The sequence below is a fragment of the Nonomuraea ceibae genome (assembly GCF_019396325.1).
Taxonomy (GTDB): domain Bacteria; phylum Actinomycetota; class Actinomycetes; order Streptosporangiales; family Streptosporangiaceae; genus Nonomuraea; species Nonomuraea ceibae.
In genome coordinates this window covers 49,733-63,827 of the sequence record NZ_JAHKRO010000035.1, presented here as the reverse complement: position 1 = coordinate 63,827, position 14,095 = coordinate 49,733, and the positions used below count along the sequence as shown (strand labels likewise).

9 protein-coding genes are annotated in these 14,095 nt (G+C 72.6%); 7 read left to right on the top strand and 2 right to left on the bottom strand.

Going from position 1 to position 14,095, the window contains the following annotated elements:
• Positions 1-192 precede the first annotated feature (192 nt).
• Both KME80_RS22435 and KME80_RS22430 read left to right on the top strand, forming a co-directional pair.
• A complete protein-coding gene (locus KME80_RS22435; protein WP_219508034.1) occupies positions 193-1,479 on the top strand; it encodes an ArsB/NhaD family transporter in 1,287 nt (428 codons plus the stop codon).
• A complete protein-coding gene (locus KME80_RS22430) occupies positions 1,479-3,206 on the top strand; it encodes a potassium/proton antiporter (RefSeq protein WP_219508032.1) in 1,728 nt (575 codons plus the stop codon). The genes KME80_RS22435 and KME80_RS22430 overlap by 1 nt, the downstream gene beginning before the upstream one ends.
• A 92-nt stretch (positions 3,207-3,298) precedes the next feature.
• Here KME80_RS22430 and KME80_RS22425 read toward each other — a convergent pair whose 3' ends face one another.
• Complete coding sequence (locus tag KME80_RS22425; protein WP_219508030.1) at positions 3,299-4,060, bottom strand: IclR family transcriptional regulator; 762 nt, start codon at positions 4,058-4,060, stop codon at positions 3,299-3,301.
• Between the two features lie 129 nt (positions 4,061-4,189).
• Here KME80_RS22425 and KME80_RS22420 point away from each other — a divergent pair, with 129 nt between their 5' ends.
• The 5 genes from KME80_RS22420 (at position 4,190) to KME80_RS22400 (ending at position 11,190) form a co-directional block, all read left to right on the top strand.
• A complete protein-coding gene (locus KME80_RS22420) occupies positions 4,190-4,843 on the top strand; it encodes an ABC transporter permease (RefSeq protein ID WP_219508028.1) in 654 nt (217 codons plus the stop codon).
• Positions 4,830-5,828 (top strand): ABC transporter ATP-binding protein, encoded by a 999-nt coding sequence (locus KME80_RS22415; RefSeq protein WP_308125883.1) that lies wholly within the window; start codon positions 4,830-4,832, stop codon positions 5,826-5,828. Before KME80_RS22420 ends, KME80_RS22415 begins: the two co-directional genes overlap by 14 nt.
• Positions 5,818-6,585 (top strand): ABC transporter permease, encoded by a 768-nt coding sequence (locus KME80_RS22410; RefSeq protein ID WP_219508026.1) that lies wholly within the window; start codon positions 5,818-5,820, stop codon positions 6,583-6,585. Before KME80_RS22415 ends, KME80_RS22410 begins: the two co-directional genes overlap by 11 nt.
• Before the next feature lie 47 nt (positions 6,586-6,632).
• On the top strand, positions 6,633-7,601 hold the full coding sequence (locus KME80_RS22405; RefSeq protein ID WP_219508024.1) for a glycine betaine ABC transporter substrate-binding protein: 969 nt from the start codon (positions 6,633-6,635) through the stop codon (positions 7,599-7,601).
• Between the two features lie 187 nt (positions 7,602-7,788).
• Positions 7,789-11,190, top strand: a complete 3,402-nt coding sequence (locus tag KME80_RS22400; RefSeq protein ID WP_219508023.1) for a M28 family peptidase — start codon at positions 7,789-7,791, stop codon at positions 11,188-11,190.
• A gap of 61 nt (positions 11,191-11,251) precedes the next feature.
• Here the strand turns inward: KME80_RS22400 and KME80_RS22395 are convergent, their stop codons facing one another.
• A complete protein-coding gene (locus KME80_RS22395; protein ID WP_219508021.1) occupies positions 11,252-14,083 on the bottom strand; it encodes an ATP-binding protein in 2,832 nt (943 codons plus the stop codon).
• Positions 14,084-14,095 lie beyond the last annotated feature (12 nt).

Sequence of the window (14,095 nt, the reverse complement as noted above, 5' to 3'; positions counted from 1 at the left end):
GCACTCATCCTTGCCCGCGCGCGCCTACATGATGCCCACCGGCAGAGATGGGTGTCAGACCCGATGTCCGGATCGTCCCTGATTGTCGAGACTTGATGTTCCCGCCTTGATCTGGAGGACCGTCATGTCTCGCCTGTCACCATCATCACCCCGCACGTCCCGGGAGCGTACCGGCCCGCCGGGGCGTGTGCGATGACCGGTGCACTCGCCCTGACCGTCTTCGTGGTGGCGTTCTTCTTCATCGCCACCGAGAAGGTGAACAAGGTCAAGGTGGTGCTCGTCGCCGCCGGCCTCATGGCGGTACTCGGGCTGATCCCCGGAGCTCAGGTGTTCTTCTCCGAGCACGAGGGGATCGACTGGAACGTCATCTTCCTGCTCTTCGGCATGATGATCATCGTCGGGATCATCAAGCAGACGGGCGTCTTCGACTTCCTGGCCATCTGGGCCGCGAAGAAGTCGCAAGGCAGGCCGTACCGGCTCATGGTCATGCTGATGGCCATCACCGCGATCGCCTCGCCGTTCCTGGACAACGTCACCACGATCATGCTGGTCGCGCCCGTCACCGTCATGGTGTGCGACCGCCTGCACATCCCGGCCCAGCCGTACCTCATCGCCGAGGTCCTCGCCTCCAACATCGGCGGAGCCGCCACGCTCATCGGGGACCCGCCCAACATCATCATCGGCAGCCGGGCCGGCCTGACGTTCAACGACTTCCTCGCGCACATGGCCCCGGTCGTGGTCATCGTCTTCCTGGTGTTCCTGCTGCTCACGCGGGTGCTGTTCCGCAAGTCGTTCGTCTACAACCCCGACCGCGTGGCCGAGGTCATGGCGCTGCAGGAGCGGCGCGCGATCACCGACCCGCGCCTGCTCGTCCGCTGCCTGGTCGTGCTCGGGCTCGTCGTCGTCGGGTTCGGGCTGCACGCCGTCGTGCACGTCGAGCCGTCCATCGTGGCGCTCGTCGGCGCCGGCGTGATGATGCTCGTCGCCCGCGCCGACACCGGCGAGACGCTGCGCGAGGTCGAATGGCCCACGCTGGTGTTCTTCATGGGCCTGTTCGTCATGGTCGCCGGGCTCGTCAACACCGGCGTCATCGCCACCGCGGGCGAGTGGGTGATCAGCGCCGTCGGCGACAACTACTTCGGCGCGGCCACGTCGCTGCTGTTCGGCTCGGCCGTGCTCGGCGCGTTCTTCGACAACATCCCGTACGTCGCCACCGTCGCGCCGATCGTCGAAGGGCTCGTCGCCCAGGCGCCCGACCCGGCCACCGGGCAGGCGATCTGGTGGGCGTTCGCGCTCGGCGCCGACTTCGGCGGCAACGGCACCGCGGTCGCCGCCAGCGCCAACGTCGTCGCGCTCGGCATCGCCGCGCGCTCCGGGCACCGGATCTCCTTCTGGGAGTTCACCCGGTACGGGCTGCTCGTCACCGCGATCACCTCGGTGCTGGCATGGGTCTACGTCTGGCTGCGGTACTTCCTCTGATGACGCTGCCGGAGCTCTACGTCGTGCTGCTCGCCGGCGGGCTCGTGCTTTTGGCCGGCATCGCGGCGGTACGCACCGCCAGCCGGCTCGGCCTGCCCAGCCTGCTGCTGTTCCTCGGGCTGGGCATGGTCATCGGCGAGGACGTGCTCGGCGTCCGGTTCGACGACGCCCAGCTCGCCCAGACGCTCGGCACCTGCGCGCTGGCGCTCATCCTCGTCGAGGGCGGGCTCAGCACCCGCTGGACGGACCTGCGCACGCTGCTGGCCCCGTCGGCGATGCTGGCCACCCTCGGCGTCGCCGTCAGCGTGCTGGTCACCGCCACCGGCGCCCACCTGCTGCTCGGCCTCGACTGGCAGCTCGCGCTGCTGCTCGGCGCCATCGTCTCCTCCACCGACGCCGCCGCCGTGTTCGCCGTGCTGCGGACGCTGCCGCTGCCCCGGCGGCTGGCCGGGATGGTCGAGGCCGAGTCCGGGTTCAACGACGCGCCGACCGTCATCCTGGTGCTGGTCTTCAGCAGCGCCGCCGGGGTGCCCGACTTCGCCGTGATAGGCGGGCAGGTCGTCTACCAGATCGCCGCCGGGGCCGCCGTCGGGCTGCTCGCCGGCTGGGGCGGCGTCGCCGCGCTGCGCTACGTCGCACTGCCCGCCACCGGGCTGTACCCGCTGGCCACGCTCGGGCTGGGCGTCATCGCCTTCGCCGCCGCGGGCGCGCTGAACGCCTCCGGGTTCATGGCCGCCTACCTGTCCGGGATCGTGCTCGGCAACGCCGTGCTGCCGCACCGGGCCGCCACCCGCTCCTTCGCCGAAGGCGCCGGCTGGCTGGCGCAGATCGGGCTGTTCGTCATGCTCGGACTGCTCGTCGACCCGAGCGAGCTGCCCGCCGCGCTGCTGCCCGCCCTCGTCGTCGGGCTGGTGCTCCTGCTGCTCGCCCGGCCCGTCTCGGTGCTCGCCGGGCTGCTGCCCTTCCGGGTGCCGTGGCGGCACCAGGTGTTCATCTCGTGGGCGGGGCTGCGCGGGGCGGTGCCGATCGTGCTGGCCACGTTCCCGATCGTCGCCGGGGTGCCCGGCAGCGGGCACCTGCTCAACATCGTGTTCGTGCTGGTCGTCGTCTTCACCCTGATCCAGGGGCCCGCGCTGCCCGCGCTCGCCAGGCTGCTCGGCGTGACCCAGCCGGGCCAAGCCAGGGAGGTGGACATCGAGTCGGCGCCGCTCGACGTGCTCGACGCCGAGCTGCTCACGCTGACCGTGCCCGCCGGGTCGCGGCTGCACGGGGTGGAGGTGGGCGAGCTGCGGCTGCCCGCGCCCGCGGCCATCAGCCTCGTCATCCGCGACCGGGCCACGTTCGTGCCCGCGCCGGAGACGCGGCTGCGGGAGGGCGACGAGCTGCTCATCGTCACCACCGCCGCCTGCCGTGAGGCCGCCGAACGCCGCCTGCGCGCCGTCGGCCGCCGCGGCCGGCTGGCCCGCTGGCACGGCGAACACGGCGACCCCGCCGACCCGGCCGAAGCCTTAGCCCCGCCCCCCGGCCATCCACCCGGCCACCCCCGCGCCGGGGAGCGGCTGCGGGGCCGGCCCCGTGCCGGGGAGCGGGCGTGCGCCGGTGACCGGCTGGGCGACGGACCCGGCGCCGGGGATCGGGCGTGCGCCGGTGACCCCGGGCCGCGCCGGAGCCCTCCCTGGGCGCTCACCCGTACGGGCAGCTCACCCGTACGGGACCCGTCCGGGTGAGGAGGGCGGCCCGTCAGCGGGACGGATGGCCGGGAGCGGGACGGACAGGCCGCCGGTCAGCGGGGCAGCTGGCCGGGAGCAGGGCGGACAGGTCAGTGGGACGAGTGTCCGAGCGCGGTGGACAGGTCGCGGGCGGAGTCGGCGATCGCCCGGCCGATCTCCTCCAGCCGGGGCGCGGCCGGCACCCGGGCGAGGGAGACGCTGATCGCGGCGGCGATGAGGCCGCGGTGGTCGCGCACCGGGGCGGAGACCGCGGCGGCGCTGTCGTCGAGCTCGACGTCGCTGGCCACGTAGCCGAACGTGCGGGCGTGGTCGAGGTCGGCCATCCACTGCTCCTCGCCGCTGACCGCCGAGTCGAGCCCGGCGGGCAGCTTGGCGCGCAGCAGCTCGCGCACCCGCTCGGGCTCCCAGTCGGCCAGCAGCGAGCGGCCCGCCGCGGCCATGATCACGGGCACCGACACGCCCTCCCAGATGCGGTGGTAGGCGCGCGAGGACGGCATGGACACCAGCGTGAGCACCTGGTCGCCGCGCAGCACGCACAGGTGGGCGTCCTCGTCGAACGCGGTGGCCAGCCGGCGCAGGAACGGCGCCGAAACCTGGACGAGCCGCGCCTGCTGGCTGCGCGCCGCCAGCGCGAACAGCCGCCAGCCGAGCCGGTAGCGGCGGGTCACCGGGTCGCGCTCGACCATGCCCTCGCCCTCCAGCGCCCGCAGCGCCCGTGACACCTGGCTCTTCTCGCGGCCGAGCCGCTGCGCGATCCAGCTCACGCCGAACCCGTCGGTGTCGCGCTCATCACCGTGACCTGCGAGAACGTCGAGGATTTCGAGGTCTCGGCGAAGGCCTGCGGAAGACACGGGGAGCTTCTCGCTCATGCCCATCCGTTCATAACAACTGGGTTGCGCTCATCGCAACAGATTTTGCGATGAGCGCAACTAGCCATACGTTTACATTCCCATGCAACTGTAAGCGAAGGCGGTTACTTCATGACTTTCAGCGAGTACGTGGTCTCCCGATGGGACACCCTCTCGCTGGCTGCCGCCGAACACGCCCTGGTCGTGGCCGTCGCGATCGGCATCGCCACGGCCGTGGGCGTCGGCATCGGGCTCCTGACGTACGAGACCCCGAAAGCGCGTGGCGCCTCCCTGGCGCTGTCCGCCGGCATTCTGACCATTCCCTCCCTGGCTCTGCTGACCCTGCTCATCCCGTTCACCGGCCTCGGCTGGGGCTCCACGCTGATCGCGCTGACCGGGTACGCGTTCCTGCCGATCATCAGGAACACCGTGACCGGCCTGCGCGGCGTGGACGCCGCCACCGTCGAGGCCGGGCGGGGGATGGGCCTGAGCAGCGCGCGCGTGCTGCTGCGGGTGCGGCTGCCGCTCGCCTGGCCGCTGATCCTGGCGGGGGTGCGCATCTCCACGCAAATGCTCATCGGCATCGCCGCCATCGCGGCCTACGTCGACGGCCCCGGACTGGGCAACCAGATCTTCGAAGGGCTGGCGCGGCTGGGATCGGTCAACTCGCTCAACGCGACGCTCGCGGGCACGCTCGGCATCGTGGTGATCGCGGTGCTGTTCGACGCCGGCTTCTCCGCCGTCCGCCTTCTGACCACCCCGAGGGGGCTTCGTGTTCGACCGTGATCCCGCAGGCGTCCGCATCGAGCTGCGGGAGCTGACCAAGCACTACCCGGGGCAGCCCGCCCCAGCGGTCGACAACGTCAGCCTCGACATCCCGGCGGGCGAGCTCGTCGTCTTCGTCGGCCCGTCGGGCTGCGGCAAGACCACCACCATGAAGATGATCAACCGGCTGGTCGAGCCCACGTCCGGCCAGATCCGCATCGGCGGCCAGGACGTCCTCGGCCTGCACCCCGACGAGCTGCGCCGGCACATCGGCTACGCGATCCAGCAGGTCGGCCTGTTCCCGCACCTGACCGTCGGGCAGAACGTGGCGATGGTGCCCAAGCTGCTCGGCTGGCCGGCCGCCAAGGTGGCCGCCCGCGTGGAGGAGCTGCTGGAGCTGGTGAGCCTGGACCCCGGCACGTTCCGCGACCGCTACCCGCGCCAGCTCTCCGGCGGCCAGCAGCAGCGCGTCGGCGTCGCCCGCGCGCTGGCCGCGGACCCGCCGGTCATGCTCATGGACGAGCCGTTCGGCGCGACCGACCCGATCACCCGCGAGCACCTGCAGAACGAGTTCGCCAAGCTCCAGAAGCAGCTCCGCAAGACGATCATCTTCGTCACGCACGACTTCGAGGAGGCGATCCGGCTGGGCGACCGCATCGCGGTGCTGCGCGAGCGCTCGCACATCGCCCAGTACGACACGCCGGCCAACATCCTGGCGGCCCCGGCCGACGACTACGTGGCGGGGTTCATCGGCCAGGACGCCACGCTCAAGCGCCTGGCGCTGCTCAGGGTCGAGGACGTGCCGTACGAGAGCCCGCTGCCGGACCCGGCGCTGCCCGCGGTGGCGGCCGGCGCGACGCTGCGCGAGGCGCTGGACACGATGGTCGCGCACGCGGCGGACCGGTGCTCCACGCCGTCCGGCGTGATCACGTACGCCGCGCTGTGCGGCGCGGTGGGCACGGCCCATGAACAAGCCCCGGAGGAAGTGACCGCCGGTGACCGCTGAGACCCTCGCCGTCGGCACGGCCCGCACCCCCGCCCGCCCCTCCGGCCTGCGCCACCTGATCGCGCCCGCCGCCATCGCGGCGGCCCTGGTCACCCTGTACGCGTGGGTGAGCACACTGGAGCTGGACTCGATCGAGCGGCGCAGCCTCAACCAGGCGGTGCTCGTCGACAAGACCGTCGAGCACCTGCAGATGACGGTCGCCGCCACCGCCCTGGTCGTGGTGATCGCGATCCCGCTCGGCATCGTCGCCTCGCGCTCCAGGAACCGGTTCGTCACCCCGCTCATCCTCACCGCGGGCAACCTCGGCCAGGCGGTGCCGTGCATCGGGCTGCTGGTGCTGGCCACGTTCGTGCTGGGCGTCGGCTTCCAGACCGCGCTGGTCGGGCTCGTCGTCTACGCGGTGCTGCCGGTGCTGCGCAACACCATGGTCGGGGTGCAGCAGATCGACCCGGCCCTCATCGAGGCGGCCCGCGGCATGGGCATGACCAAGGGGCAGATCCTGCGCCGGGTCGAGCTCAAGCTGGCCGTCCCCGCCATCCTCGCCGGGCTGCGCACCGCCCTGGTGCTCACGGTCGGCGTCGCCACGCTGGGCGCGTTCGTGGCCGCCGGCGGCCTGGGCGAGCTGATCATCAACGGGCTCAAGCTGAACCGCATGCCCGTGACCATCGTCGGCGCCGTGCTCACCGCGTGCATCGCGTTCTTCATCGACTGGCTCGGCGGGCTCGCCGAGAACCTGCTCAAGCCACGCGGCATCTGACCTGTCCGCCGATTTCGCCTGATTCACCAAGCAAGAGGTGTCTTTGCATGCTTTCCCGTCCCCTTCGCCAGACGTTCGCCCTGCTCGCCGCCGCAGCCCTGACCGTGACCGCCGCGGGCTGCGGCTCCACTGACGCCGTCGAGGCGTCCAGCGCGGGCGACGAACTGGAGGGCGCGACGTTCGTCGTCGGGTCCAAGGACTTCACCGAGAACATCATGCTCGGCAACATCGCCGTGCAACTGCTGAAGGCGCACGGCGCCGAGGTCGTCGACAAGGTCAACCTGGGCGGCACCGTCACCAACCGCAAGGCCCTCATGGCCGGCGAGATCGACCTGTACTGGGAGTACTCCGGCACCGGCTGGATCGAGCACCTGAAGAACACCACCCCGATCCAGGACCCGGCCGAGCAGTTCAAGGCCACCGCCGGTGCCGACCTGGAGAAGAATGGCGTCCGCTGGATCGGCCCCACCCCGCTGAACAACACCTACGCCCTGGCCATCCGCACCGAGAAGGCCCAGGAGCTCGGCGTCAAGACCGTCTCGGACGTGGCCGAGCTGGCCAGGACCAAGCCGGAGGAGGTCACGATCTGCATCGAGACCGAGTTCTCCACCCGCGACGACGGCCTGCCCGGCCTGTCCAAGGCGTACGACATGAAGATCCCCAAGGACCGGATCGCGCTGCTCGACACCGGCGTCGTCTACACCGAGACGGACAAGGGCGACACCTGCAACTTCGGCGAGGTCTTCACCACCGACGGGCGCATCGCCGCGCTCGGCCTGACGGTGCTGGAGGACGACAAGAAGTTCTTCCCCGTCTACAACGCCGCCGTCACGATCAAGGACGACCTCTACAAGAAGCACCCGGCGCTGGAGAAGGTGCTGCAGCCGGTGATCGCCAAGCTGGACGACGCCACGATGCAGAAGCTCAACGCCCGCGTGGACGTCGACGGCGAGCAGCCGAAGAAGGTCTCGGCCGACTGGCTGGAGCAGAACGGCTTCCTCGGCGCGGCCTCCTGACCAGCGCTGATCGAAACATCGGTATACGTACGGAGGCACATACGTATTTCCCCGCCTCCGGGTAACGCCTAGCGTCACACGACAAGGCGACACGCTCGCTTTCACCCCCCACTTCCCGGCAGGGCGACCGCATGTGCCCACAAGGCGCGGCTCTGCCATGGGAAGAATCCGAAAGGAGCCTCCCATCGTGAGACGCAAAGCTTTAGTGGCGGCGGCCGTGGGCATCACCACGGCCGCCTCGCTGACTTTGTCGGCATTGCCGGTCGAGGCCAAGCCGCCCGGCGCCCAGAAGGGCCTGGCGGCGGCGGCCGTGGCCGACCCCGAGTCCCGGGCCGCGGCCGTCGCGGACCAGGCCGTGCAGAGCGGGCTGGACAACCTGGTCAAGGGCCCCGACGAGGCCTACCGCCGGGTGGGCGTCACCGCCGGCGCCAACGAGATGTTCTACGTCGCCTACGAGCGCACGTACAAGGGCCTGCCGATGGTCGGCGGCGACGCCGTCGTCGTCACCGACGGGGCGGGCCGCGTCCGCGACACGGTCGCGGCGTCCGGTCCCACCGGCGCCGACGTGCCGACCAAGGCGACCGTCAGCGCGGCCGAGGCGCTCAAGACCGCCAGGACCAAGCTCTCCCGCGTCGACGACACCCGGGCCCCGCGCCTGGTCGTCCTCGCCTGGGGCGACAAGCCCAGGCTGACCTGGGAAGCCGTCGTCTCCGGCATCGCCGGCGGCAAGCCGAGCATCCAGCACGTGTTCGTCGACGCCGTCACCGGCGAGGTCGCCGACTCCTACGACGTGGTCCGCGCCGGCACGGGCAACGGCTACTACTACGGCCAGGTCACGATCGCCACCAGCGGCTCCGGCAGCTCGTACTCGATGACCGACACGAGCAGGCCCGGCATCCGGTGCGGCGGCCAGAACGGCTCCGCCTACACCGGCACCGACGACAGCTGGGGCAACGGCTCCGGCACCAACCTGGAGACCGCCTGCGTCGACGCCCTGTACGGGGTGCAGCGCCAGTGGGACATGCTGCGCGACTGGCTCGGCCGCAACGGCATCAACGGCAACGGCGGCGGCTTCCCCGCCCGCGTCGGGCTCAACGACGTCAACGCCTACTGGAACGGCAGCTACACCAACTTCGGCCACAACCAGGCCAACACCCGGCAGGCCACGCCGATCGACGTGGTGGCGCACGAGTTCGGCCACGCCATCTTCCAGACCACGCCCGGCGGCGCCGGGTCCGGCAACGAGAACGGCGGCCTGAACGAGGCGACGGGCGACATCTTCGGCGCACTCACCGAGCACTACGCCAACAACCCGAACGACCCGCCGGACTACCTGGTCGGCGAGGAGGTCGACCTGGTCGGCCAGGGCCCGATCCGCAACATGTACAACCCGGGCCTGCTCAACGACCCGAACTGCTACAGCAACCAGATCCCGAACACCGAGGTGCACGCGGCGGCCGGCCCGCTGAACCACTGGTTCTACCTGCTGGCCGAGGGCAGCAACCCGGGCGGCGGCAAGCCGTCCAGCCCGATCTGCTCCGGCGGCCCCTCGTCGGTGACCGGCATCGGCATCCAGGACGCCGGCAAGATCTTCATGAGCGCGCTGGGCCGCAAGACCTCCTCCTGGCGGTACGTGAACGTCCGCTCGGCGTCGGTCGCGGCGGCCGTCGAGCTGTTCGGCGCCAACAGCGCCGCCTGCAACACCACCAAGGCGGCGTGGAACGCGGTGAGCGTGCCGGCGCAGTCCGGCGAGCCCGCCTGCGGCACCCCGGGCAACGACTTCTCGATCGCGCTCAACCCCGCCGGCGGCAGCGCCGAGCCCGGTCAGCAGGCCACGACCGTGGTCAGCACGCAGACCACCTCGGGCAGCTCCCAGACGGTCAACCTGTCGGCCACCGGCCTGCCCAGCGGCACCACGGCCAGCTTCAACCCGGCGTCGGTGACCTCGGGCAACTCCTCCACCCTGACCCTGTCGGTCGGCTCCTCGACGGCGGAGGGCACGTACCCGATCACCGTGACCGGGAGCGGGTCGGCGACGCACACGGCGACGTTCACGCTGACGGTCGGCCCGGGCGGTCCCGTCGAGGTGCCGGACGTGAGCCTGGCCAACGTCAAGGCGCACATCACGCAGTTCCAGTCGATCGCGACCTCCAACGGCGGGAACCGCAGGTCGACCGGGCCCGGCTACACGGCGTCGGTGTCCTACGTCGAGGGCAAGCTGCGCGAGGCCGGCTACACCGTGGTCCGGCAGGCGTGCACCTCCGGCTGCACCAGCGGCTCCGGCCCCAACCTGATCGCCGACTGGCCGGGCGGTGACGACAACCAGGTCATCATGTCCGGCGCGCACCTCGACGGCGTGAGCGCGGGACCCGGCATCAACGACAACGCCTCGGGCTCCAGCGCCCTGCTGGAGGTCGCGCTGACGCTGGCCAGGGAGAACCCGCAGCTGGCCAAGCACGTCAGGTTCGGCTGGTGGACCGACGAGGAGCAGGGCCTGAACGGCTCGGAGTTCTACGTCTCGCGGCTCAGCGCGGCCGACCGGGCCAAGATCCAGGTCTACTACAACTACGACATGGTCGGCTCGCCCAACGGCGGCTACTTCATCAACAACATCACCACCGCCGGCGCGGCCCCGCTCAAGGAGTTCTACGACGGCCTGAACCTGCGGCCGGAGGAGAACGTCGAGGGCGCCAACCGCTCCGACGACGCCTCCTTCCGCAACGCCGGCATCGCCAGCTCCGGGGTCGCGGCGGGCGCCAGCGCCACCAAGACGGCGACGCAGGCCTCGAAGTGGGGCGGCCAGTCGGGACGCGCGTACGACTCCTGCTACCACGCCGCCTGCGACACCAGCGCCAACATCAACGACACGATCCTCGACCGGGCCTCCGACGCCGCCATGTACGCCGTCTGGAAGCAGGCGGTCGGCGGCGAGACCCCTGACCGGGACTTCTCGGTCTCGGCCAGCCCCGCCTCCGGCACCGTCCAGGCGGGCTCGGCGGCCACCACCACCATCGGCACGACGACCACGGCCGGCACCCCGCAGACCGTGAACCTGTCCGCCTCCGGCCTGCCGCAGGGCGCCACGGCCGGCTTCAACCCGGCCTCGGTGACCTCCGGCGGCTCCTCCACCCTGACGATCACCACCTCGGCCACCACGCCGGCCGGCGACTACAGCATCACCGTCACCGGCACCGGCGAGACGGCCACCCGGACGGTCCGCTACGCGCTGACCGTCGAGGGCGGCTCGGGCGGCCGGACCTTCACCAACGGCACCGACTACCGCATCTACGACTACAGCTACGTGCAGAGTCCCGTCTCGTCCACGGCGAGCGGCACCGCCGCCTCGCCGGTCAGGCTCTCCATCACGATCGACCACACGTGTGCCGAGGACCTGGACATCTACCTGCGCGGGCCCAACGGCACCTGGTACGCGGTCGACAGGTACGGCGGCACCTCCTGCACGCCGTACGGCACCCGGACGTTCTCCGTCCCGGTGAGTCAGCAGGCCGCGGGCACCTGGGTGCTCTGGGTCGAGGACGTCTACGCCGGTGACACCGGCTTCCTCGACTCCTGGAGCATCACCGTCTAGCGGTTCCGCCTTCGGGCCCCGGCCGGCACCCCCTCCCCGGCCGGGGCCTTCCCCTGTGCCCTCACGGGGGCGGGTCCACCTCGTTGCGGGTGCGCACGCCGAGTTTGTGCAGCACGCTGGCCACGTGCGTGTCGACGGTCCGGCGCGACAGGAACAGCACTTCGGCGATCTCCCGGTTGGTGCGGCCCGACGCGACCAGCCTGGCCACCTCCGCCTCCCGGGGCGACAGCACGCCGCCGCGCCCCCTGCGGCCCCGGCGCGGCGCGCTCGCGCCGATCTCCCGCAGCGCGTGCCGGCAGCGCGCCGCGTCGTGGGAGGCGCCGAGCACCGCGTAGCGCTCGGCCGCGTCGGCGATGATCTGCGCCGCCGCCTCCCGCGCCCCCAGCGCCAGCCGCGCCTCCGCCTCGGCCTCCGCCGCCCGCGCCGCCGCGTACGGGCGCGGCATCGTCTCGTACGCGGCCCGCGCCCCGGCGTGCAGCCTGGCCGCCTCCTCGAACAGGCCGCGCTCACCGGCCAGCCGGGCCCGCGCCGAGCCGAGAGCCGCCTGCGCCGACGGCGCGTCACGGCCCGCCACCCCGTCGGCGAACTCGGCCACCAGCGCCTCGGCGTCCGTCCGGCGGCCCGACCTGAGCAGCGCGGCCACCGCCGCCGGGACGAGCTGGTCGCCCCACACCCACACCCCCTTGCGGCGCAGCCGGGCCACCGCCCGGTCCGCCTCGCGCACTGCCCCCTCCAGCGCGTCACGGGCCAGGTGCAGCTCCACCAGCCCGCCCGAGGCCGCCGCCGCCACCGGCAGGAACGCCGAGTCCACGTCCTGCAGCCCGGCCGCGCCCAGGTGGCAGGCGGCCTCCTCCCACTCGCCGGTCGCCATCGCCAGCATGCCGAGGGCCAGCCGGGCGTCGGCCGCCAGCATCGGCACCTCCGACGTCATCTCCACCACGGCCGCCGCCCGCTCGCGCAGCCCCTCCCAGCGGCCGGTCAGCCAGTCGAGCCGGATCGACGACACGTCCACCAGCCACACCGGGTAGAGGGCGCCGCTCTCCTCGGCGACCCGCCTGCTCTCGCGGGCGAACCTGGCCGCCTCGCCGTAGTGGCCGAGCGCCACCGCGGCGTCGCACAGGTTCGCGTAGCCGCGCGCCACCTGCCGCCGCGCCGCCGCCGACCGGGCGCCCTCCGGCAGCGTCTCCGCCAGCTCGAACGCGTCCGGCGCGCCGACCAGCATCGCCATCGACACCTTGTTGGCGTGCACCGCCGTGCGCAGCTCCGGGTCGTCGGCCGAGCACAGCAGGCTCTCGGCCTGCGCCATCCACTTCTCGTGGCAGGCCAGCGGCTCACCGCCCCACGACGGCATCGCCAGCAGCGCCAGCCCGCGCGCCGCCACGCCCGGCCGGTCCTCCAGGTCGGCGAGCGCCGCCAGCACCTCCCTGCGGCCCTCCGCCACCGCGCCCGCCTGGTTCGACAGCAGCACGCCCAGGTTCAGCCTGGCCTCGCCGCGTACGTGCCGGGGCAGGAAGTCGTCCGACAGCAGGTGCCGCAGCAGCCGCACCGACCTGCGGTACGACAGGCCGATCGCGGCCACGCGGCTGAGCTGCAACGCCAGCGGGCCCCGGGCGTCGGGCGGCAGCGCCGGGTCGGCCAGCATGCCCTCCAGCACCTCGATGGCCAGCGGCACGTCGCCGACCGCCGCCGCGTGCTCCGAGGCGGCCCCGCCGTGCCGCCGCCAGGCCGCCAGCTCGCCCGCCCGCCGCGCGTGGTAGGCGAGCTGCACCAGCGGCGGCGGGTCCAGCCCGGCCAGCTCGGCCATCGCCCGGCCGTGGATCAGCCGCCGGTCCGGGCCCGGGATCGCGTCGTAGACCGCCTGCTGGGCCAGCGCGTGGCGGAACCCGTACAGCGCGTCGGGCCGCTCCAGCAGCACCCCGGCCCGCAGCGCCTCGCGCAGCCCGTGGGCGGCGGCGCCGGAGCCCGACACGGCGGCGATCAGCGACTCGTCGGCGGGCAGCCGCAGCACGGCGGCGGCCTGCACCGCGTGCAGGGCGGCGGGGGACAGGCCGGCCAGCCGCTCGGCCATCGCCTCCCGCAGCAGCACCGGCACCGCGATCCGGTCCAGCGCCTCCTCGTCGCCGGGCTCCTGGAGCGACCGCACGACCTCTTCGATCACGAACGGCACCCCGGCCGTCCGCTCGTGCAGCCGCGCCGCGAACCCGGCCGTCACGGGGGCGCCGCCCAGCAGCTCGCCGGCGAGCGCCCGTACGCCCGCCACGTCGAGCGACGTCAGCGAGATCACCTCGCTCGTCACGTCGGGCGGGTGCCGGTAGGCGTGCCCGAACGGCAGCCCCGGCACCGGCAGATCCTCCCGCCGGAACGTCACCACCAGCGCCAGCCCCTCGGGCGGCCGGCCGATGAGAAAGCGCAGCAGGTCACGGGTGCCGTCGTCGGCCCAGTGCAGGTCCTCCACGACCAGCACCACGGGCGCGGCCACGGCCAGCAGCGCGTGCACCCCGCGGAACAGCCGGTGCCGCTCGGCGCGCGGGTCGTCCAGCGGCGGCGGCGTCGGAGCCGGCGGCAGGTGCCCGGCCAGCTCGGGAAGGTAGCCGCCCACGGCCCCCGTCACCGGGTTGAGCCGGTCCCGGCCAGGCAGCGCGCCGCCGATCTGCCGCAGCGCGTCGAAGACCGGCCCGTACGGGAACGGCTCGCGGATCTGGTGACAGTGCCCGAGCAGCACGGTGTGGCGGTCCGGATCCAGCCGGTCGACGGCCGTCCGGACCAGCCGGGTCTTCCCGATGCCCGCCTCGCCCTGGACGAGGGCCACGGCGGGCGGACGGGTGATCGCGCCGATGAGCGCTCGCAGGTGCGCGTCGCGGCCCACCAGCGCGGGAGATGCCTCGCTCGTCATCGGCGTCTCCGA